The sequence below is a fragment of the Arthrobacter sp. Ha26 genome, assembly GCF_059091705.1.
Map to the genome: position 1 here is coordinate 95,557 of NZ_JBNHGX010000003.1, position 21,477 is coordinate 117,033.

Here is a 21,477-nt window from a genome sequence, read left to right on the forward strand (position 1 = left end):
CAGATGGCCGGATACCGGGGCGTTGTGGCTTAGCGTCCGCGGTTGGGACGGGCCTTGTAGGGGTCGATGCCCTTGGGAATGGGGAGGCGGGTGCCCAGCGAAGCGATGCGCTTGGACACCGTATTGACCTCGAGCTTGGTCAGTTCGTTCTTCATTTTGCCCATCTTTTTGGCCACCTGGCTGATGGGCACCTGGCCCTCGCCGCGTCCGCTTTCAATGACGTGGATGGTGACGTTGGGCAGGATGCGCGCCAGGCGCTTGCGTTCTGCGTCCAGCAGCGGCTTCACGCGGTGGCTGGGCCCCTCACTGACAAGCACGACGCCGGGACGGCCGATGGCGCGGAACACCGCGTCCTGCGTGCGCGGGTTGACGGCGACAGGCTGCTCCTCGGTGATCCAGCCGCGGCGCAGCGTCCCCAGGGCGGCGCCTGAGGCGCCGGGCTGGTTTTCGATCTGGGCGAAGGCGGCACGCTCGGCGCGGCGCGACAGGATCAGCGTGGCGCCGAGCAGGCCCAGCGGAATGCCGATGATCAGGCCCGTGATCCAGTTGTCCAGCCAGAAGCCCACCAGGAAGCTGACGGCCACAACACCCAGGAACACCAGCAGCATCAGCCACGGGACCATGGGGTCATGGCGGCGGGTCATGGTGAAGACTTCGCCGATCTGCTTGAGCCGGCTGGGCTTCTTGACCTTCGCTTCTTGCGGCTTGCGGGAGAAGAGGCCGCGCTTTACCGCGCTTGAGCCCGCCGGAGTGGAGTTGCTGGAATCAGGGGATTTCGCCATAGTGCCTCAATTCTACGTGACCCAAGCCGAAGGGCCGGCACCGGAGTTCTCCGGTGCCGGCCCTTCGGGATACAGCGTTTTGGTGTCAGGGATGGTTTGCGTCAGGAACGCGCGGCGAGCAGTGAGCTGGCTTCCTGGCGGGTGCTGCCGGAGGATTCGATGTGGGCCAGTTCGGCGGGGATTTCCCAGCCTTTCTTCCGCATCGCGGTGGCCCAGAGCCGGCCCGCCCGGTAGGAAGAACGGACCAGCGGGCCGGACATGACGCCGAGGAAGCCGATCTCGTCCGCTTCGTGCTGGAGGTCCACGAATTCCTGCGGCTTGACCCACCGGTCCACCGGCAGGTGCCGCTCACTCGGGCGCAGGTACTGGGTGATGGTGATCAGATCGCACCCGGCCTCGTGCAGGTCCCGGAGCGCTTCGGAGATCTCTTCGCGGGTTTCGCCCATGCCCAGGATCAGGTTGGACTTGGTCACCATGCCCAGGTTCCGGCCCTGCGTGATCACATCCAGGGACCGCTCGTACCGGAACGCCGGCCGGATCCGCTTGAAAATCCGCGGCACGGTCTCGACGTTGTGCGCGAACACCTCCGGCTTGGAATCACAGATCGCGGCGATGTGCTCGGGCTTGCCGGAGAAGTCCGGGATCAACAGCTCCACCCCGGTGCCGGGGTTCAGCTCGTGGATCTTGCGGACCGTCTCGGCGTACAGCCACACACCCTCGTCCGCCAGGTCGTCCCGGGCTACGCCGGTGACGGTGGCGTAGCGCAGCTGCATCGCCTGCACCGACCGGGCCACCTTGGTGGGTTCGAACATGTCCACCGGTGAGGGTTTGCCGGTATCGATCTGGCAGAAATCACACCGCCGCGTGCATTCGGACCCGCCGATCAGGAACGTCGCTTCCTTGTCCTCCCAGCACTCAAAAATGTTGGGGCACCCGGCCTCCTCACATACCGTGTGCAGGCCTTCCTTCTTCACCAGGTTCTTGAGCTGGACGAACTCCGGGCCCATCTGGACCTTGGCCTTGATCCACTCCGGCTTACGCTCCACCGGGACAGCAGAGTTGCGCTGTTCAACGCGCAAAAGCTTCCGGCCTTCAGGTGCCAATGTCACAGTAGAGCTCCTTCGGGGGTAGCGACCAGGGCGTCTTCATTCTTGCGCAGTTCTTCGGTGATCCGGGAAACGAGGTCTGCCGGGGCAACGTCATAACCGGTTTCCTGGGCGATGGTGGTGACGCCGGCATCGGTGATGCCGCAGGCGATGATCTGCGCGTACGGGGCGAGATCGTTGTTGCAGTTGATGGCGAATCCGTGCATGGTGACGCCCTCGTGGACGCGGATGCCGATGGCAGCGATTTTCCGGTCAGGACCTTTTTCATCCGCCATGATCCACACTCCGGCACGGCCTTTAATCCGCACAGCCTTGATGCCGTAGTCGGCGAGGACGGCCATCATCACGGCCTCCAGGCGTTCCACATAGTCACGGATGCCGGCGCGGTTCTTCAGCTTAATGATGGGATAACCCACCAGCTGGCCGGGGCCGTGCCAGGTGAGCTTGCCGCCACGGTCCACCGGGACCACGGGAGTGCCGTCGAAGGGCCGCTCGTGGTCCTCGGTCCGTTTACCGGCCGTATATACCGGGGCGTGTTCCAGGAAAAGGACAGTACTGGGGGCCTTTCCTGCGACGACGTTGTCATGGAGTTCGCTCTGAACGGCCAAGCCGTGGGTATAGTCCACGAAGTCCGGAGCAAGACCCAGCTGTGAAAACTCAAGAGTCATGGCATCCAGCTTAGACGGTGGGCCGCTCCACACCCGGTTTAGTGCTGAAGCTCACCCCCGGCAGTGGGCCGGGCCCGCCGCCGGGGAAAAGCCTGGGGTTGGCCGGGCGCTTGCCTGTGGATAACTTCTGCAGGGTCTTTCGGATTCGGCTAGACATAGGGCATGGAAGATCTGCAGCGCCCGAAGGTCCCCGGTTACGTCGTGGGACGGTTGCTCGGCCATGGTGGCACCTCATCGGTCTGGCTGGCCACTGAGGAGCGGACCGGCCGGGAGTTTGCCGTGAAGTGTTTCCGCCGGGCAGGGCGCCGTGCAGCACGCAGGGAAGCGATGACCGAAGAAGGCATCCGGCGCGAGATCCGTATCCTCTCGGTCCTGGACCATCCGCACCTCATCAAGGCCCACCGTGCCGTGGCCGTGGATGTGGCTGACGGGGCTGGCGGCAACACCGGGCTGGTCATGGATTACGCTCCGGCCGGTTCGCTCGGGGACCTGGTGGCGGCCAGGGGCAAGCTCAGCGTTGGGGAGACGGTGACGGTGCTGACCCCCATCGCCCAGGTGCTGGGATACCTGCATGGCCAGGGGTTCACACACGCGGATGTCTCGCCGGGCAATGTCCTGTTCACCGGCCAGGGAAAGCCCATGCTCTCCGACCTTGGCATCGCCCGGATGCTCGGCGATCCTGGCTCCGCGCCGGGGCGGGGCACCCCCGGCTTTATGGATCCGGCACCGGTTGACGCAATCCGGGCAGGCCTGCAACCCGAACGCGACGTCTATTCCGTCGCTGCCCTGGGTTGGTTCTGCCTGACCGGGATGCCCCCGCAACGAACAGCGGACCGTCCGCCCCTGACACTCCTGGTGCCGGAGGTCCCCAGGGATCTCGCCGCTGCCCTGGAGTCGGGGCTCAACGAAGACCGGCGGCTGCGGCCCACAGCAGCTGCCCTCGGGACCGCCGTCTACCGGAGCGCCGCGCCGCTTCCCCTGGACCTTGCACCCGCGGTCCACCCCACCGTCCTTCCGGAGCTGGTGACGCGACTGCATGCTGCAGAACCCCGCAGTGGACTTCACGAAAGGGTCCAGGGCCTGCGCCGCCGGCTGACGACGTCGGCATGGAACCGCTTATACGACGGACCGCAGAAGCTGCCATTCCCGACGTCCAACGTCCGCCAGCCGCTGCACCACGCCCCCACAGACCGGCCCGTGACGGGTCTGGACGCGGCGGGTTTGGGCGCGGCGGGTCTGGACGCGGCGGGTCCGAACATGCTGGACCAGGACTCCGGGGGCCGGGGGAAGGGCCGGCATGTCCAGCGGGAACGCGGCCGGAAGGCGTCGCGGCGGCGCGCTCTTGCCGCCGCAGCTGTCGCAGCAATGGCGGGGGCGTGCTGGCTCCTGGGGGCGGGAGTCACTACGGCAGGACCCGCGGGCCCGCCCGTCCAACAAGATGCCGGGACGATGAGTGCACCCGCGGAGCAGCGGCTTGCGGAGGAGCCGGGTCCGGCCGATCCCGTTGCGGCGGCCCGGCAGCAGGCAGGCTCCCCGGACCCGGGTGTGGCCGTCCAGGGCTTGTCTGCGCTGAGGTCATTGGCCTTCAGTTCGGGAAGACCGGATCTGCTGGACGAGGTGAACCATCGCAGCTCCGGTGCGGCGGCCGCAGACCATCTCATCGCTGACCGGCTGAAAGCAGCGGGCCATACCTTCGCCGGTTTCTCGAGCAGGCTGTCGCAGGTGCAGGCGGAGGAGGGCGGAACTGCGGCGCGTGCCGTAGTCGCCGTAACCTCCGCGTCGTCGGCCTACGAGGAACAGGACGCCCAGGGCACCGTGGTTGCCACGGGCGCCACCGGCGTGGAGCAGCGGCTGCGCGTGGTGCTCGTGTCTGTGGATGGCAAGTGGCGGGTCAGCGAAATCCTCGCCGGCCCGTGACCAGTTAGCCAATGACGTGCCGGCGCCTGACGTGCCGGCTGCTGATTTAACCCCACGTTTGACTTGTCAGGTTGGCCCGCAGCCCATCAGCTGAGGCCCCGGCGCCCTATTCCTTGCCGGCCACCCACTGCGCGGCCTGGGCAAGTGTGGGATGCTGCCACTCAAACCCGGCAGAGGACAGGCGGGCCGGTTCCATCCGTTGGCTGGCGAGCAGCAACTCGTCGGCCAGGTTGCGCATAACAAGGCGCAGGACCGGGGCCGGGACCCGCAGGGGGGCAGGACGGTGCAGGGCACGAGCCAGTGCACCCACCAGGGCGTTGACATCGGCGTCCTCGGGGGCGCAGAGATTAACAGGCCCGCTGAGGCCTGATTCCAGCAGGAAGAGGAACGCAGCGGAAACATCCGGCAGGGTGATCCACGGCCAGTATTGACGGCCATCGCCCAATGGTCCGCCAACACCGAGCCGGATCAGCGGCAAGAGCCTGCCCAGTGCCCCGCCGGAACGGCTGAGGACCACCGCGGTGCGCGGAACCACCACCCGGACGCCCGGGGGAGCGGTGGCAGCTGCCGCCTCCCAGTCACCACAGATCCGGGCGAGGGTTCCGGCTCCCTGCGGGGCGTTTTCCCGAAGTACAGTGTTGCCGGCGTCGCCGTAGTATCCGGAGCCGGACTGGCTGATAAAGACAGCGGGCGGCGAATCCAGTTGCCCCATGGCGCCTGTGAGGGTCCGGGTGGAATCCAGCCGTGAGCTGAAAAGCTCCTCGACCCGTTTGCGCGTCCACGGCCTGTCTCCGATGCCGGCGCCGGAAAGATTGACGACGGCGTCCGCCCCGGCCAGTGCCTTGGGGTCCAGTTCTCCGGCTGCCGGGTTCCAGCGGACTTCTGCCGCTGAGGAGGGCGTGCGCCTGACCAGGGAAACGACGTCGTGTCCGCCGGTCCGGAACGTTTCTGACATGTGGGTTCCGATCAGCCCGGAGGCCCCGGCGATGACTATGCGCATGGGGTCCATCACACCACGGCTGCCGCGCACCGGCACCTCCAACAGGGCCGCGCGGGGGTTGACTATGATCGAACGATGACCTCTTCGAGCTACTTCCGCTACCCCCACCTGCACGGCGATCTGGTCACCTTCGTGGCCGAGGACGACGTGTGGATTGCGCCCCTGCACGGCGGCCGCGCATGGCGGGTCTCCTCCCTCCAGCTCCCTGCACGCAACCCCCGCTTCACCCCAGACGGACAGCGGCTGGTGTGGACGGTGGTGCAGGGAACGGCGCCGGAAGTGGTGTCCGCAGCAGTGGACGGCGGGGACTACCGGCAGCTCACCTATTTTGGCCACGCCACCACCAAGGTCAAAGGCTTCACGGCCAACGGCTCGGTGGTGGTCACCAGTGCCTTCCGCCAGGCCGAAAGCCGACACACCCACGCCTACAGCGTGCCCCTCGACGGCGGGTGGGCGGAAGAACTGCCGTTCGGCCCGGTCGAGTCGGTGGCCTTCGGCCCCGAGGTGGGCGACGAGCGTCCAGTGGTGGTGGCCAGCGTGCTGTCGCGCGAGCCTGCCTGGTGGAAGCGCTACCGCGGTGGCACTGCAGGAAAGCTGTGGATAGACACCGACGGCAACGGTGAGTTTGAGCGCCTGCTGCCGGACCTCGACGGCAACCTCGCCGATCCACTGTGGGTGGACGGCCGGGTCGCCTTCCTGTCCGACCATGAGGGGTACGGCAATCTGTACTCGGTGCTTCCCGACGGCAAAGACCTGAGGCGCCACACGGACCACGAGGACTTCTATGTCCGCCACGCCGCCACTGACGGAAAGCGGATCATTTTCGAGTCCGCGGGCGAGTTGTGGGTACTTCCGGGGCTCGAGTCCGAAGCGGTCCGGCTGGACATCACGCTGGGCTCCGCTTCGCAGTCGAGGAGGCCCGCCCTGCTCAACACCGCCAAACACCTGGCCGATGCCGTCCCGGATGCCGCCGGATCAGCCAGTGCCGTGGAAGCCCACGGCACCATTTCCTGGCTCCGGCACAAAGACGGACCCTCCCGCATTATCGAAGCAACACCGGGAGTCCGTGCCCGCCTGCCCCGGCCCCTGAATGACGGCCGACTGGCCTACGTCGCCGATCACGGCGGTGTCGAAGCGCTGTTCATCAAGGACCTCGCCGCGCCCGTCCCAAGCACTGGCGTCCTCACCGCACGCACCGCCGCCGCACCAGCTGGAGGTCCCGGCCAGGGAGCGGCTGCCACCGTGCCTGCCCGGGACGAGGAGCACGTGCCACTGCCGCAGCCGGTTCCCGCTGCCGGCGCTGCGGTCCTGGCAGCGAACTCCATGCCCGCTGTGCGGGATGACCAGCAGGCGGACGTCGCTCCGGAGGGTGGCCCTTTGGTTGCCGGCATAAACGCAGAGGCAACTCCCCAGTCCGGAGAAGAGGCACAGCCGGGAGCCAATGCACAGGGGGAAGCACTGCGCATCGGCTTCCCGCACCCCACGCGGACCAGCTCACTGGAGGCAAGCCCGGACGGCACCTGGCTTGCACTGGGCACGTCCTTTGGTGAGGTGTACGCGGCCAACACCCGGACCGGGGAGCTGACGCTCGTGGCCAGCATCGGCGAAGGCACCGTTTCGGACCTTGCCTGGTCCGCCGACTCCCAGTGGCTGGTGTGGTCCGAGCCGGTCACCTCCTTCGGCTCGCGCAGCCGGCTCCGCCTGGTCAAGGTGGGCGACCCCCACGCTGGCCCGGTGGACGTCACAGATGGCCGTTTCCGGGACACGTCTCCGGCCTTCACCCCGGACGGGAAGTTCCTGGCATTCCTGTCCAACCGCAGCTTCGACCCCGTTTACGACGGGCACTCCTTCGACCTCTCCTTCCCCAGCCCCATCAAGCCCTACCTCGTGGCACTGGCTGCAGACACGCCGTCGCCCTTTGGTCCGTCAGTGGATGCCGGCGCAGGGGAGGATACCGCTGCAGACGGGGAGGCAAAGCAGGAAGAAGGGGCAGTTCCCGAGGTCACGGTGGATCCGGAAGGCCTCGCCCACCGTGTCATCGGCGTCCCCGTTCCCCAGGGCAACTACACCTCACTGAAGGCAGCTGACGGAGCCTTGCTGTGGCTCGACTGGGCCCTCGCCGGGGTTACGGGTGACGGCAAGGCCAGCCAGGATGACAAGGATGCCCGGCCCAGCCTGTCCCGTTTCGATCTTCTCCGCCGGAAGCAAACCACCCTGGTGGAGGCGCTGGACAGCTTCCGGCTCTCCGGCGACCGCAGCAAAGTGGTGCTGATTTCCGAGAAGAAGGTCACGGTTGTCCCGGCTGACAAGAAAGTGGACGAGGAATCGGGCGACCTGGTCAAGGTGGACCTGGGCCGTATCCGGGTGATAATGGAGCCCCTCCGCGTCTGGGGCCAGGCCTTCGACGAGGCGTGGCGCCTGCAGCGCGACTTCTTCTGGGCTGAAGACATGGCCGGGCAGGACTGGGAGTCGATCCATAAGCGTTACCGTCCGCTGGTGGACCGCCTTGGCTCCCACGATGACCTGGTGGACCTCCTGTGGGAGCTGCACGGCGAACTGGGCACCTCCCACGCCTACGTCCGGCCGGCGCCCGTGACCGAAAACGGCAGCCACGGCCAAGGCAGGCTCGGGGCGGACCTTTCACTCACCCCGGCGGGCTGGGAAATCACCCGCATCCTTGCCGGTGAGTCCTCCGACCCGCTCGCAACGTCTCCGCTGGCACGCCCCGGCGTGGGCGCCAAAACAGGTGACGTAGTGCTGGCCGTCGACGGGGTTCCACTGTCCGCGTCCGTTACCCCTGCCATGCAGCTGGTGGGGGCCGCGGGCCGCGCCGTGGAGCTCACGCTGCTCAATGGGCCCGCCCACAACGAAGGGGCGGGCAGGCAGCGGCGGGTCGCCGTCGTGCCGGTGAAGGACGAGGAGCGCCTGCGCTACCAGGAGTGGGTGGCCGCCAACCGGCGAACGGTGCGCGAAGCATCCGGGGGCACCTTCGGTTACCTGCACATTCCGGACATGATGGCCAACGGCTGGGCGCAGCTCCACCGTGACCTTGACACCGAAACGGCCTTGGACGGCCTCATTGTGGACGTGCGGCGCAACCGGGGAGGGCACACCTCACAGCTGGTGGCTGAACTGATCGGCCGTAAAGTCACCGGCTGGAGCATGCCCCGGGGCGAAAAGCCGCGCACCTACCCGCACCACGCCCCGCGCGGGCCCGTCATCATCCTCGCCGATGAATTTGCCGGTTCCGACGGCGACATCATCACCCAGGTATCCAAGCTTCGCGGCATTGGGCCTGTAATAGGAACGCGGACCTGGGGCGGCGTGGTGGGCATTGACAACAGGTTCTCGCTGGCGGACGGCACCGGGGTCACCCAGCCGCGGTACGCCAACTGGTTCTCCGGCGGCGTCGGTTGGAGCGTTGAGAACTACGGTGTGGACCCGGACATCGAAGTGGCTTATCCGCCGCATGCTTACGCTGCGGGCCGGGATCCGCAGCTGGAATACGGCATTGGTGCGCTTAAGGAGATGGTGCAGGAGCTTCCCACGGACCGCCCGCCGGCCCGCGAGGGCTACCGGCGGCTCCGTCCGGCGCCGCTGCCGGCCCGCCGGCAGACGAGCTAGCACCCAGGCGCTCCAACCAAAAAGGCCCTGCCTGGCCGGAACATGTTCCGGCCAGGCAGGGCCTTTTGGCTGTGGCGACGCGGGAGGGGATTACGCGTCCAAGGTGGCGTCCATGGTGATGTCGATGCTGGCCAGCGCGCCGGAGACCGGGCAACCCACCTTGGCTTCGCCGGCGATCTTCTGGAATTCGTCCTCGGTGATGCCGGGGATCCGTGCGGACACGGTGAGGTGGCTGCCGGTGATTCCGGTGCCCGGTACAAACGTCACATCGGCCTTGGCGCGTACTTCCTCCGGCGTGTGGCCCGCCTTCGCGAGTTCGTTGCTGAAAGCCATTGAGAAGCAGGCGGCATGGGCAGCGGCGATGAGTTCCTCCGGGCTGGTTTTGCCGTTGGCCGCTTCCGTGCGGGCCTTCCATGTGACGTCGAAAGTGCCCAGGCCCGAGGTGGCCAGGCTGGTGGTTCCGGAACCCTCCGTCAGGTTTCCGTTCCAAACTGCATTTGCTGAACGCGTTGCTGCCATGTTCACTCCTCAAAATTGATGTCCGACCGGGGCAGGCTGCTGCCCGGACCCCGCCGTTGTCCATCCTAGGGAGTTCAGCGGGAGCATGCACCCGGTGTCCGCTGCTGGTGGATTATGACTCCTGCGCCAGGACCGGCTCCCTCTGCAGGATTACTGCCAGATCGTGGCGATGGCAACGTTGAGCAGCGCCAGGCCGCCCACGCCATGTGCGAGGCCCTTGCTGACGGGCTCGTTGTTCTTGTACTTCCGGCGGCCGACGAACGCCAGGACGCCCACGGCAAGGGCGATAGCGAACTTGATGCCCAGCTTGACGTAGTTGGCGTCCATGTCCAGGGCCGGGATCAGGCCCATCAGGGCGATGCCGGTGAGGAGCTGGAGCATGGCGCCGTCAAACTGGCGCGGGTGGACTGTGGGGTTTTTCATCTGGCCGATCCAGATGCCGACAATCATGGCGGCGCCGACGATGTGCAGGAAAACCACAATGTTATAGACGATGTTCATGGGACCAGTGTAGCCAGAGGTTCTACAGCTTGTAGTAGTTCACCGTTAAACGCCGACGGCGGCACAGGCCCTGCGGAGGAATCCCACCGCTGCCTGCACCGCCGTCGTGCGTTACGCGCCTGCTACAGCCCCAGGTCCGCCTCGAAGGCGCCTTCCTCAAGGCGGGCCTTCAGCGTCTGGAGGAAGCGGCCGGCGTCCGCGCCGTCCACCAGGCGGTGGTCGTACGTGAGCGACAGGTACATCATGGAACGGATGGCGATCGAATCGTCACCGTTCTCATCGGAAACAACCACGGCGCGCTTGACGATGGCGCCGGTGCCCAGGATACCCACCTGCGGCTGGTTGATGATGGGGGTGTCGAACAGGGCACCCACCGAACCGATGTTGGTGATGCTGAAGGTGCCGCCGGACAGCTCGTCCGGACCGATCTTGCCGTCGCGGGTGCGGCTGGCAACGTCGGCGATCTTCCCGGCCAGGCCGGCGAGGTTCAGGTTGCCGGCGTCGGAGATGACCGGAACCAGCAGGCCCTTGTCGGTGTCGACGGCGATCGCCAGGTGCTCGGCGTTGTGGTAGGTAATTTCCTGCTTGTCCTCGTCGTATGCAGCGTTCAGCTTGGGGTGCTGCTTGAGTGCCTCAGCAACGGCCTTGGCGATGAACGGCAGGAAGGTCAGCTTGACGCCGTTCTGCGCCTGGAACGAATTCTTGGCACGGGCGCGGAGCTTGGCCACCTTGGTCATGTCCACTTCGTGGACCTGAGTCAGCTGCGTGGAAATCTCGAGGGACTCACGCATGCGGCGGGCGATGACCTGGCGGATGCGCGGTGCCTTCTGCGTGGTGCCGCGCAGGGACGAAACTGCAGCGTTGGACGCTGCCGGGGCAGACGCGGCGGGTGCCGCCGCCGGGGCTGCGGCGGGCGCGGCCTTGGCTTCAGCCGCTGCGATGACGTCCTGCTTGCGGATGCGTCCGCCGACGCCGGTGCCGGAGAGCGAGGCGATGTCCACGCCATGCTGGTTGGCCAGCTTGCGGACCAGGGGAGTGACGTAGCCGGACTCGGACCCGCCGTTTGACGGTGCGGTTTCGGCTGCGGCGGGTGCCGGGGCGGCAGCCGCCTGCTGGGGAGCTTCGGCCTTCGGTGCTTCCTGCGCAGGGGCAGCCTGGGGCGCTTCAGCCTTCGGTGCTTCCTGGGCGGGAGCGGGCTTGGGTGCTTCCTGGGCGGGTGCGGGCTTGGGTGCTTCTGCGGGTGCAGCTGCAGCACCGGAACCAATCACGGCCAGGACGGAGCCGACCTCGGCGGTTTCGTCCTCGTTGACGCGGATTTCCTGCAGGGTGCCGGCAACGGGGGACGGGATTTCGGTGTCCACCTTGTCGGTGGAAACTTCCAGGAGGGGCTCGTCAACCTCAACGGAGTCGCCAACAGCCTTCAGCCAGCGGGTGACGGTGCCTTCGGTGACGCTTTCACCGAGGGCCGGGAGGGTGACCTCGTGGCCTTCGCCGCCGCCGGCCGCGGGTGCCTCCTGGGCGGGGGCTTCCTGGGCAGGTGCAGGCTCGGCGGGGGCTTCCTCAGCCGGAGCTGCCGGTGCTTCTTCGGCGGGGGCTGCGGCAGGTGCTTCCTGGGCGGGGGCGGCAGAGCCGTTTCCGGAGCCGTCGCCGATGCGGACCAGGGGAGCGCCTACCTCGGCGGTTTCGTCCTCGGCAACCAGGATTTCCTCAATCACGCCAGCGACAGGAGAGGGGATTTCAGTGTCTACTTTGTCGGTGGAGACTTCGAGCAGCGGCTCGTCCACCTCTACCCGGTCACCTACCTGCTTGAGCCAGCGGGTGACGGTTCCTTCGGTGACGCTCTCACCGAGGGCGGGCAAGTTAACGGATTCAGACATGTCGTCCCCGTTCTCCTTATTGATCTTTAGTGCGGATGATTGCTGCCTTGTTGGCCAGCCTAGTGCACCCGGCATTGCGTGCCGGGTGCACCAGGCCCTTTGGTGCTTGGGGGAGACTAGCCGTGAAGGGGCTTGCCCGCGAGTGCCAGGTGGGCTTCGCCCAGGGCCTCGTTCTGGGTGGGGTGGGCGTGCACCAGCTGCGCCACGTCCTCGGGGTATGCTTCCCAGTTCACGATCAGCTGGGCTTCGCCCACCTGCTCGCCCATACGGGCGCCGATCATGTGGACGCCCACCACGGGGCCGTCCTTCTGGCGGACCAGCTTGACCAGTCCGGAGGTGCCCAGGATGGAGCTCTTGCCGTTGCCGGCGAGGTTGTACTCCTGGGTCTGGACCTGGTCCTCGCCGAACTTCTCCTTGGCTGCCTTTTCGGTGTAGCCCACGGTGGCGATTTCGGGGTCGGAGTAGGTGACCTTGGGGATGTTGATGTCCTCGACGATCACCGGCTTGAGGCCGGCGATTTCCTCGGCCACGAAAATGCCCTGCTGGTAGCCGCGGTGGGCCAGCTGGACGCCGGGGACGATGTCGCCGACGGCGTAGATGTTGCCGACGCCGGTGTGCAGGCGCTCGTTGGTGATAACGAAGCCGCGGTCGATGGTGATGCCGGCTTCCTCGTAGCCCAGGTTGGCGGTGACGGGGCCACGGCCGACGGCGACGAGCAGCAGGTCAGCTTCGAACGTCTTCCCGTCCACCAGGGTGACCTTGACGCCGTCGTTGTTCTGCTCGACGCCTTGGAAGAACACGCCGGTGGAGAACTTGATGCCGCGCTTCTTGAAGGCGCGCTCGAAGTTCTTCACTATCGTGGCGTCCTCATTGGGGACCAGCGAGGGCAGGCCCTCCACGATGGTGACGTCCACGCCGAAGGACTTCCAGACGGAAGCGAACTCGACGCCGATCACGCCGCCGCCCAGGATGATGACGCTCTTGGGGATGGAGTCCATGGTCAGGGCCTGGTCCGAGGTGATGACCTTGCCGCCGATTTCCAGGCCGGGGAGGGTGCGGGAGTAGGACCCGGTGGCCAGAATGATGTTCTTGCCCTTGTACGCGGTCCCGTTGACTACGACGGTGTCGGTGCCCTGGAGCTTGCCCTCACCTTCGATGACGGTGATGCCCTTGGACTTGATGAGTCCCTGCAGGCCCTTGTACTTGCCGGCGATGATGCCGTCCTTGTACGCGTTGACGGCGGTGATGTCGATGCCGTCGAGGGTGACGTTCACGCCGTACTTGGCAGAGTCACGGGCGTGGTCGGCGAGCTCTGCAGAGTGCAGTAGCGCCTTGGTGGGGATGCAGCCGTTGTGGAGGCAGGTGCCGCCCAGCTTTGCCTTCTCCACGAGGCCGACGGTCAGGCCTAGCTGTACGGCCCGCAGGGCGGCAGCGTACCCGCCGCTGCCTCCACCGAGTACCAGGATGTCGAATTCTTGCGCAGTTGCCTGATCGGCCACTTAAACGCTCCCTCGCGTGAACGATGACGCGTTCTCCGCGCATCATCTGGTCTTGGAACTTGCACTGCCGTGATTATGTCAGCGTGCTTGTTCTCTTGCATTTGTGACTACCGTGGTTCACCTTAGCGAACCACTTATCCATGCTCCACCTTGGTGCCGCGTTTGTGGAGCGCTTGTGTCGAGTGTCACGCGGCCCTGCGGCGGAAGGAACATTCCGGTGCCGCAGGGCGCGTAGCTGCCGGCCGGGGCGGCCGCCCGCCAGGCCGGTGGTGTCATGCCGCCTTGGCCAGGATGTCCTCCACATAGGCCACCAGGGTCCGGACGGTGGAGCCCGTTCCCTGTTTGTGCGTGTAGCCGTAGGGGCTTCCGTTGTTGAAGGAAGGCCCGGCAATGTCGATGTGGGCCCAGGGGATCTGCTCCCCGTCCTTGCCCTTACCCACGAATTCGCGGAGGAAAACGGCCGCCGTCATCATGCCGCCGTGGCGTTCGCCGATGTTGGCCAGGTCCGCAACCTGGGAATCGAGGCTGGGGCGCAGTTCCTCGGGCAGGGGCATGGGCCACACGAGCTCGCCCGCACGGTCCGCCGCGGCCTTCAACGCGCCCGTCACACTGTCCGAACCCATCACACCGGCCGTACGGTTTCCCAGGGCGATGAGCTGCGCACCGGTGAGGGTGGCGACGTCAATGATGGCGTCCGGATATTCACGGCTGGCAGCCACGATGCCGTCGGCCATGACAAGCCGGCCCTCGGCGTCGGTGTTCAGGACCTCAACGGTCTTTCCGCCGAACATGGTGAGGACGTCCGCCGGGCGGGAAGCCGCACCGGAGGGCATGTTCTCCGCGATGCAGAGCCACGCGGTCGCCTTGACCGGCAGGCCAAGTCCCGCGAGGGCCAGGACAGTGTTAAGCACGACGGCGGCGCCGGCCATATCGCTCTTCATGTCCCCCATGCCGAGGGCCGGCTTGATGGAAATGCCGCCGGTGTCGAAGGTAATGCCCTTACCGACGAGGGCGATCTTCGACGTTGCCTTGGCGGGGGAGTACTCGACCTTGACCAGTCTCGGCTGGCGGGCAGATCCTTTGCCGACGCCCATAATGCCGCCGAAGCCTTCCTTTTCCAGCCGCTTTTCGTCCCAGACAGTGACTTTGACGGGCAGGCCCTTCGCCAGGTCCTTCGCAGCCTCGGCGAACGTTTCCGGGTAGAGGTGGCTGGGCGGCTGGTTGACCAGCGACCGGGTGGCGTTGACTGCCTTGCCGATCAGCCCGGCCCGCTTCACCGCTCCATCCACGCCGTCGTTGCCTGCCAGGTCCGTGAAGATGACCGCGTTTTTGACCGGGTCCTTCAGTCCGTCCCTGGAGGACCTGAATTCGGTGAAGGAGTAGGCGCCCAGGGCGGCACCCTCGGCGACTGCGGCCACGTCGGCAACGGACGCCGTCGGAAGCGCCAGCACAACGGTGGCGAGGCCGGCCAGCTGGCGGACAGCGGAACCTGCGGCCCGGCGCAGCGTTTCTCCCCTGAGCGGCTGCGCTGCCGAAACGCTGCCGGTGCCGGCAAGAACCAGGATTCCGGCTCCCGTTTCCGGAAGGCCGGGCAGGCGGACCACCTGATCCGCCGCGCCGGTGACGCCGAGGGACTTGAGGGACTGGGCCAGCGCCTCTGCGCTCTTGGCCGTCAGCGGATTGTCGAGGAGGACCGGACCGTCAGGGCCCTTTCCCACACCGATGACCACTGCGTCACTGGGCCTCTTCTTCAGGTCCCTGGCGAGGGTACTAAGGTTGATTTCAGTATTCTTGACCACAGGGATCAGTCCTCAATTCTCGAGAGATGTTCGGGCAGGGATGCATGTTCGGCCGCTCTGCCATGGATGCCCGGATTGCCGTCGTTCGGGACGCAGCCCGGGTGTCTGCAAGCCCGTCTGGCAGGCCAGTTCCGATCGTAGCCCGTCCCCGGCTGGGCCAGTGAATTTCCTGAGATGTGCGCCACACCGGGGCGCAGGAATGCACAGCTGTCCAGCGGCGTTGTAGAGGATGTCCACCCGCACCTACGAAAGGAACATGCCGTGCTTGAACGGTTCTCCGGCTCCCTGCTGGACCCCGACGCGCTTTATGCAAGCAACATTGAGCTGTTCCACAGCCCGGAGCTCAAGGGGCTGAACCTGGTGATGGGGTTCACCGGATTCGCCGACGCCGGGCAGGTGGTGAAGCAGATCAACGCTGAACTGCTGGACTCGCTCGACGCCCAGACCGTCGCCGTCTTCGATGCCGACCAGCTCATCGACTACCGCTCCCGCAGGCCGCATCTGACCTTCGTGGAGGACCACCTGCAGGACTACCAGGAGCCCCGCCTCGCGCTGTACCGGCTTGTGGACGGCCTCGGCAATCCCTTCCTGCTCCTGGCAGGCTTCGAACCTGACCTGCAGTGGGAACGGTTCGCCCGCGCCGTGGTGGGCATCGTGGAGAAACTCGACGTCAACCTGGTCACCTGGATCCACTCGATCCCCATGCCCGTTCCCCACACCCGCCCGGTGGGCGTCACGGTGCACGGCAACAGGCCGGAGCTGATCGAGGGCATCTCGGTGTGGAAGCCCACCGTGGAGGTCCCCGCTGCAGTGGGGCACATCCTGGAACTGCGCCTCGTGGAGGCGGGCCGCAACGTGGCCGGCTACGTCATCCACGTGCCGCACTACCTGGCGGAGGCCGAATACCCCACCGCCGCCGTCGCCGGTCTTGAATACCTGGGCGCGGCCACGTCACTGATGCTGCCCTCGGACCGGCTCCGTGAGGCCGGCCGTGAGGTCAGCCGCCAGATCGCAGAGCAGATCGACGCCTCCGAGGAAGTCCAGCAGGTGGTGTCCCGCCTGGAGACGCGCTATGACGAAAAGGCAGAAGGCACCGTCCGCCGCTCGCTGCTCGCCGACGAAAACGACGAGCTGCCCAACGCGGACGTCCTCGGCGCCGCAGTTGAGGCATACCTCGCGCGCGAAAACCCGGGCAGCAGCGCCGGGGACAGCAGAAGCCGCTAGCAGGGACTGGCGGCAGCCGGACGCCTGCCGACGGAGGCCGTCGCCGGACCGACGGCGGCATCCGGGCATAATGAAGAAGTGACTGCACCCCGAGCCTGGCTGATCTGGACCATTGGAATCTTCGGGTACCTCGTCGCGGTTTCGCAGCGCACGTCCTTCGGGGTGGTGGGCCTGGAGGCTACGGAGCGGTTCCACGCCAGTGCCTCCGCAATCTCGTTTTTCACCGTACTGCAGCTCCTTGTGTACGCCGGGCTCCAGATTCCGGTGGGGCTGCTGGTGGACCGATTCGGCTCCCGCGCCATGATCGCGGGCGGCGCCGTGCTGATGGGCCTCGGCCAGCTCCAGTTGGCGTTCGCGGACAGCATCCCCGGTGGCGTGGCCGGCCGGGTCCTGGTGGGGGCGGGCGACGCCATGACCTTCATCTCGGTGATCCGCCTGATCCCGCTGTGGTTTGCCCCGGCCCGGGTGCCGCTGGTGACGCAGCTGACCGGCATGTCCGGGCAGTTAGGGCAGCTGTTCAGCGTCCTGCCATTCGCGTTTGTCCTCCACGCTGCCGGCTGGACCCCGGCGTTCCTGATGCTGGCGGGGATGTCCGGCCTCGCCGTGGTCCTGGTGGTCCTGCTCCTGCAGGATGCGCCGCCGGGCACAGAACGGCCCAAGCCCCAGCAGGGCCTGAAGGCTACCGGCACCTCGCTGGCCCGTGCGTGGCGCCAGCCGGGAACGCGGCTGGGCCTGTGGAGCCACTTCACCATCCAGTTCAGCGGCACCGTCTTTGCGATGACGTGGGGCTACCCGTTCCTGATTTCGGGCCAGGGCCTGGACGCCGGAACGGTTGCCGCCCTCATGGCGCTGTATGTTGCCGCTGCCATGGCCGTGGGCCCCTTCATCGGACGCTTTGTCTCCCGCCACCCGTTGCGGCGTTCCACCCTGGTCCTCCTGATCGCGGCCGCCACTGCGGGGGCCTGGGCCGCTGTCCTGCTGACGCCGGGCCGTTCGCCGCTGTGGCTCTTGGCCGGCCTCGTGGTGGTGCTCGCCATCGGGGGGCCCGGATCCATGATCGGCTTTGACTTCGCGCGGACCTTCAACCCGGCACACCGGATCGGCACTGCCACCGGAATTGTCAATGTGGGCGGGTTCATTGCAGCACTCGTTGCCATCTTCCTCATCGGTTTGGTGCTGGACGTGCTCTACGCCAGCGGGTTCTCCCAGGGCATCCTGTACGGGCTGGAGCCCTTCCGGATTGCCCTCAGCATCCAGTTCCTGCTGCTGGGCTTCGGCACCGTTGCCATGCTGGTGTGCCGGCGGAAGGTGCGGCGGCAGATGGCAGCGCAGGGTGTTGTGGTGCCGCCGCTTCGCACCGCCCTGGCCCGCCAGCGCCGCGAAAGCCTGGCCCGGCGCAGCAAGGCCGCGGCCTCCGACGAACAATAACGGCCCGCGCCACTGGTCCTCCACAGGCCGGGATTCTCAGTAATGTCCACATAGCCGCAGCCCCTGCTGCACAGCTGCGCGGTGCAGGCGAATGCTGGAGCCATGACACCTCCAGAACGCCTCACAGTCCGCGGCCCGGAAGACATCCTGGGCTTCATCCCCCACTCACTGGGATACTGGCCGGCCAACAGCCTGGTGGCTATGACGCTTCAGGGCAAAAGATTGGGGGCCACCCTCCGGCTGGATCTTCCCGGCCCTGCTGTGCTCGCCGATCCTGCGGCCTTCGCCGGAACAGTGACCGGGTACCTGGAAGCTGATGAACATGCTGACGGTACCCTGCTGGCCCTCTTCACCAACAACGGCTGGTTGTCCGGGCCCGGCTGCTATGACGGGCTGCTTTTTGGGCTTGAATCGGCACTGGACGGGGCCGGCATGCCCGTGAAGGAGGCCTGGTTCGTAGGAGACCGCTACTGGCGGGATGCATGGTGCGCGGACACCGCCTGCTGCCCGCTGCCGGGACGTCCTGTGCAGCAGATCCGGGACAGCCTGCTCAGTACCGAGATGGTGTACCGGGGCAGCAGCGTAGGGCCGCCGCCCGAGGAACGGCCCACCCCGGCCGCTGTCCCGGACGTCCACCGCACCGCGGTGCTGGAGGCCGAAGCCGTGTGGTGGGCCCAGCTGCAACTGCGGCGGAACAGCCGGCCGCAGTTTGACGCCGTATTGCGGCAGTGGGAAGCAATGTTGGCCCGTAGCTCCGGTGGCAGGGTTCAACCCTCAGTGCACCGCGACGCCTTCCTCCGGGCCACGCTCCTGGTACCCGCCTGGCGGGACGCTGTGATGGTGATGGCCGCGGCCGGAAGGCCGGCCGCGGCAGCAGGGGCTGAGGAGTTCGGATTCTTTGGCAGCGACGCCGGGTTGGGGCCACTGGAGCCCGCCGCGGAAGATTCACGCCAGGAAACACTCCCGGCCGGGACGATCGATCCTCCCGGCCCTCCCTCATACACAATGCAGGCCATTGACCTTCACGAAGTTCCCAATGAAAGCCTCCCGGAGTCCCCTGACCGTCCGGGGACCCCGCGCTATGGTGACGTCCTCATGGGAGCTGAGCCGTTAGTGCCGCAATGGCGGACCATGGACTCCCTTGACCTGGTCATGGAGCAACTGGCCGTCCTGGGCGGTGCTCCGGCAGCTGCAGCACTAACGGTAAGAGGCTGGATTGCGTGGTGCCGCGGACGTGGCTCGTACTCCGCCGCATATTTCCAGGAGGCGCTGGAGATCGAACCCGGCTACCGGCTGGCGGAACTGCTGCTTGAACTGGTCCGCAGAGGTACTTTGTGCGGCTGGGCCGCCCGGAAGGAGGCTGCCTGGCAAAAATTCGGGCCGGACGCTGCTTGAAGGCCACGGATGCGGGCTGAAAGGCCAGGCTGGCGGTAGCCCGGGAGGTCGTATTCGGGGAAACGTGAGACAATGGTTGCCGAGACCCGGTTGGGTCCGTGTATCGAGTGCTTGTAACGGGTCCTTTCGGGGAACATTACAGCCGCTCCGGCAGTTCTATTTATAGACTCTGCCGGCCGTGGTGGCGCTTGGTTTCCACCACGGACTTGACAGGGTCATAGTGGTGTTGCCCGTATGGTGATTCCACAGACCACCGCTAGAAAGGTTTTCTGTGACCCCGTCTTCCACGAAGAAGGACCCCGCCGCCCAGGACGAACTGTCCGCTGAGGAGAAGCAGGCTGCAACGAGCGCCAAGCGGGCCGCCACTCGGGCAGCCAACAAGGCTTCTGCCGGTGAAGCTGGTGCGGACGTCAAGCGTGAGCCCAAAAAGCGCGGCCCCAAGCCCGGTGCGAAAGCTGCAGCCGAGGCTGCCGGCAAATCGGCGTCTGACGCCGACGATGATGCAGAAGAAGTTGAGGAAGACCTCGACGACATCGTCCTCGAAGGCCCTGACGTTGTTGAAGAGGACGCCGAGGCGGACCCTGTAAAGGGCGCTGCCGGCTCGGGCAAGGGTTTCGTCTACTCGGATGCCGATGACGACGACGCGCCTGTCCAGCAGGTGATGTCCGCGGGTGCTACTGCCGACCCCGTGAAGGACTACCTGAAGCAGATCGGTAAGGTTGCACTGCTCAACGCCGAGCAGGAAGTGGACCTTGCGCTCCGGATCGAAGCCGGACTGTTTGCCGAAGAGAAGATCAACGCAGACGACGGCTCGATGGACCCGAAGTACAAGCGCGAGCTTGAGTTCATCATCCACGACGGCAAGCGCGCCAAAAACCACCTGCTCGAGGCCAACCTCCGCCTGGTGGTGTCGCTGGCCAAGCGTTACACCGGACGCGGCATGCTGTTCCTGGACCTGATCCAGGAAGGCAACCTCGGCCTCATCCGCGCAGTGGAGAAGTTCGACTACACCAAGGGCTTCAAGTTCTCCACGTACGCCACCTGGTGGATCCGCCAGGCGATCACCCGCGCCATGGCAGACCAGGCACGCACCATCCGTATCCCGGTGCACATGGTTGAAGTCATTAACAAGCTGGCCCGCGTCCAGCGGCAGATGCTGCAGGACCTCGGCCGCGAACCCACACCGGAAGAGCTGGCTCTCGAACTGGACATGACACCCGAAAAGGTGGTCGAGGTCCAGAAGTACGGCCGCGAGCCCATCTCGCTGCACACGCCCCTGGGCGAGGACGGCGATTCGGAGTTCGGCGACCTGATCGAGGACTCCGAGGCCGTTGTCCCGGCTGACGCTGTTAGCTTCACTCTCCTGCAGGAACAGCTCCACTCGGTACTGGACACCCTCTCCGAGCGCGAGGCAGGCGTTGTTGCCATGCGGTTCGGGCTGACCGACGGACAGCCGAAGACTTTAGACGAAATCGGCAAGGTCTACGGAGTAACGCGTGAGCGCATCCGCCAGATCGAATCAAAGACCATGTCCAAGCTGCGCCACCCCTCACGGTCGCAGGTCCTGCGGGATTACCTGGACTAAAACCAGTAGTTAAAGGCGGCCCGCCGGCTGCTGCGCCCTCTCCGGGTGCAGCGTCCGGCGGGCCGCCTTGCTTAAGCGTTGCCGGATTCTCTGCCGTTAACCCGAATGCCCTGCGGGAGGTGGTGGGGCGTTGCGGTGTGGACTGCGGAGGTGGTGGCGGGGATTGGCCCGGAGCCGCACCTTAGGCGCCTGCCGACGCTGCTGGGGCTTAAACGAGTCGGGACCCCACCTTCCGGTGAGGTCCCGACAGCTTCGGTTGAACTAGTCGATTTCTACGGCAGCTTTCTCGTGAAGCTTCCCCGTCTCATCGTGCCAGTCGGAGCTCAACGGCTTGAGCGTCGCTTCAACTGCACGGGCGTGGTGGCCGCAGAAAAGCAGCTCACCGCCGGAGGTCTCCAGTACAACCCGGACATATGCCTGGGCTCCGCAACGATCGCACCGGTCGAGTGCGTTGAGTGTGCGGTCTGCCACTGCTGTTGTCATGTCGGCCTCCTTAGTAGATCAGTACGTCTATATAACCAGTATTCGTAACAAAACCATCGCAAGGATGGGG

Annotated in this window: 16 protein-coding genes; 6 read left to right on the forward strand and 10 right to left on the reverse strand. The window is 66.2% G+C overall.

The genetic code is table 11. From position 1 onward, the window contains the following. Window positions 1-29: 29 nt before the first annotated feature. The 3 genes from AC5RVY_RS08960 to lipB all read right to left on the reverse strand — a co-directional run bounded on the left by AC5RVY_RS08960 (window position 30) and on the right by lipB (window position 2,556). Complete coding sequence (locus tag AC5RVY_RS08960) at window positions 30-782, reverse strand: DUF4191 domain-containing protein (protein ID WP_493954368.1); 753 nt, start codon at window positions 780-782, stop codon at window positions 30-32. Window positions 783-883: 101 nt separating this feature from the next. Further along, window positions 884-1,891 carry a lipoyl synthase gene (gene lipA / locus AC5RVY_RS08965; protein WP_493954369.1) on the reverse strand — a complete coding sequence of 336 codons (1,008 nt, stop codon included), beginning with the start codon at window positions 1,889-1,891 and terminating at the stop codon, window positions 884-886. Then, window positions 1,888-2,556, reverse strand: coding sequence for a lipoyl(octanoyl) transferase LipB (lipB, locus tag AC5RVY_RS08970; RefSeq protein ID WP_493954370.1), 669 nt, complete (start codon window positions 2,554-2,556; stop codon window positions 1,888-1,890). Before lipB ends, lipA begins: the two co-directional genes overlap by 4 nt. 162 nt (window positions 2,557-2,718) lie before the next feature. Between lipB and AC5RVY_RS08975 the strand changes: the two genes are divergently transcribed. Next, window positions 2,719-4,473 (forward strand): serine/threonine-protein kinase, encoded by a 1,755-nt coding sequence (locus AC5RVY_RS08975; RefSeq protein WP_493954371.1) that lies wholly within the window; start codon window positions 2,719-2,721, stop codon window positions 4,471-4,473. A 106-nt stretch (window positions 4,474-4,579) separates the two neighbouring features. Here AC5RVY_RS08975 and AC5RVY_RS08980 read toward each other — a convergent pair whose 3' ends face one another. Then, window positions 4,580-5,473 (reverse strand): TIGR01777 family oxidoreductase, encoded by an 894-nt coding sequence (locus tag AC5RVY_RS08980; RefSeq protein WP_493954695.1) that lies wholly within the window; start codon window positions 5,471-5,473, stop codon window positions 4,580-4,582. Between the two features lie 75 nt (window positions 5,474-5,548). On the opposite strand from AC5RVY_RS08980, the gene AC5RVY_RS08985 reads away from it, so the two are divergent. Further along, window positions 5,549-9,097, forward strand: coding sequence for a S41 family peptidase (locus AC5RVY_RS08985; RefSeq protein ID WP_493954372.1), 3,549 nt, complete (start codon window positions 5,549-5,551; stop codon window positions 9,095-9,097). 90 nt (window positions 9,098-9,187) lie between these two features. Here the strand turns inward: AC5RVY_RS08985 and AC5RVY_RS08990 are convergent, their stop codons facing one another. The 5 genes from AC5RVY_RS08990 to AC5RVY_RS09010 form a co-directional block, all read right to left on the reverse strand. Beyond that, a complete protein-coding gene (locus AC5RVY_RS08990) occupies window positions 9,188-9,616 on the reverse strand; it encodes an OsmC family protein (protein WP_493954373.1) in 429 nt (142 codons plus the stop codon). Window positions 9,617-9,766: 150 nt separating this feature from the next. After that, complete coding sequence (locus AC5RVY_RS08995) at window positions 9,767-10,117, reverse strand: hypothetical protein (protein ID WP_493954374.1); 351 nt, start codon at window positions 10,115-10,117, stop codon at window positions 9,767-9,769. A 122-nt stretch (window positions 10,118-10,239) separates the two neighbouring features. Further along, window positions 10,240-11,994, reverse strand: a complete 1,755-nt coding sequence (sucB, locus tag AC5RVY_RS09000; RefSeq protein WP_493954375.1) for a 2-oxoglutarate dehydrogenase, E2 component, dihydrolipoamide succinyltransferase — start codon at window positions 11,992-11,994, stop codon at window positions 10,240-10,242. Between the two features lie 116 nt (window positions 11,995-12,110). Beyond that, the gene (gene lpdA, locus AC5RVY_RS09005; RefSeq protein WP_493954376.1) at window positions 12,111-13,493 is read right to left on the reverse strand and encodes a dihydrolipoyl dehydrogenase; all 1,383 of its coding nucleotides are present in this window, start codon (window positions 13,491-13,493) and stop codon (window positions 12,111-12,113) included. 272 nt (window positions 13,494-13,765) lie between these two features. Further along, complete coding sequence (locus AC5RVY_RS09010; RefSeq protein ID WP_493954377.1) at window positions 13,766-15,292, reverse strand: leucyl aminopeptidase; 1,527 nt, start codon at window positions 15,290-15,292, stop codon at window positions 13,766-13,768. Window positions 15,293-15,553: 261 nt separating this feature from the next. Between AC5RVY_RS09010 and AC5RVY_RS09015 the strand changes: the two genes are divergently transcribed. From AC5RVY_RS09015 to AC5RVY_RS09030, 4 genes are all read left to right on the forward strand, one after another. Beyond that, a complete protein-coding gene (locus AC5RVY_RS09015) occupies window positions 15,554-16,516 on the forward strand; it encodes a proteasome assembly chaperone family protein (protein WP_493954378.1) in 963 nt (320 codons plus the stop codon). 78 nt (window positions 16,517-16,594) lie between these two features. Further along, entirely contained in the window at window positions 16,595-17,944 is a 1,350-nt protein-coding gene (locus AC5RVY_RS09020; RefSeq protein ID WP_493954379.1) for an MFS transporter, read from the forward strand. Window positions 17,945-18,046: 102 nt separating this feature from the next. Further along, entirely contained in the window at window positions 18,047-19,339 is a 1,293-nt protein-coding gene (locus AC5RVY_RS09025) for a DUF4192 domain-containing protein (protein ID WP_493954380.1), read from the forward strand. A gap of 271 nt (window positions 19,340-19,610) precedes the next feature. Next, window positions 19,611-20,924 (forward strand): RNA polymerase sigma factor, encoded by a 1,314-nt coding sequence (locus tag AC5RVY_RS09030; protein WP_493954381.1) that lies wholly within the window; start codon window positions 19,611-19,613, stop codon window positions 20,922-20,924. Between the two features lie 261 nt (window positions 20,925-21,185). On the opposite strand, the gene AC5RVY_RS09035 is transcribed toward AC5RVY_RS09030, so the two are convergent. After that, window positions 21,186-21,407, reverse strand: coding sequence for a DUF7455 domain-containing protein (locus AC5RVY_RS09035; RefSeq protein WP_493954382.1), 222 nt, complete (start codon window positions 21,405-21,407; stop codon window positions 21,186-21,188). Between the last annotated feature and the right edge of the window lie 70 nt (window positions 21,408-21,477).

Bases quoted from the DNA above. Each gene is read 5' to 3' on its own strand.
- AC5RVY_RS08990 (WP_493954373.1), bottom strand. From the start codon at position 9,616: ATGGCAGCAACGCGTTCAGCAAATGCAGTTTGGAACGGAAACCTGACG.
- AC5RVY_RS08960 (WP_493954368.1), bottom strand. From the start codon at position 782: ATGGCGAAATCCCCTGATTCCAGCAACTCCACTCCGGCGGGCTCAAGC.
- sucB (WP_493954375.1), bottom strand. From the start codon at position 11,994: ATGTCTGAATCCGTTAACTTGCCCGCCCTCGGTGAGAGCGTCACCGAA.
- lipB (WP_493954370.1), bottom strand. From the start codon at position 2,556: ATGACTCTTGAGTTTTCACAGCTGGGTCTTGCTCCGGACTTCGTGGAC.
- AC5RVY_RS08985 (WP_493954372.1), top strand. From the start codon at position 5,549: ATGACCTCTTCGAGCTACTTCCGCTACCCCCACCTGCACGGCGATCTG.
- AC5RVY_RS08975 (WP_493954371.1), top strand. From the start codon at position 2,719: ATGGAAGATCTGCAGCGCCCGAAGGTCCCCGGTTACGTCGTGGGACGG.
- AC5RVY_RS08980 (WP_493954695.1), bottom strand. From the start codon at position 5,473: ATGCGCATAGTCATCGCCGGGGCCTCCGGGCTGATCGGAACCCACATG.
- AC5RVY_RS08995 (WP_493954374.1), bottom strand. From the start codon at position 10,117: ATGAACATCGTCTATAACATTGTGGTTTTCCTGCACATCGTCGGCGCC.
- AC5RVY_RS09025 (WP_493954380.1), top strand. From the start codon at position 18,047: ATGACACCTCCAGAACGCCTCACAGTCCGCGGCCCGGAAGACATCCTG.
- AC5RVY_RS09035 (WP_493954382.1), bottom strand. From the start codon at position 21,407: ATGACAACAGCAGTGGCAGACCGCACACTCAACGCACTCGACCGGTGC.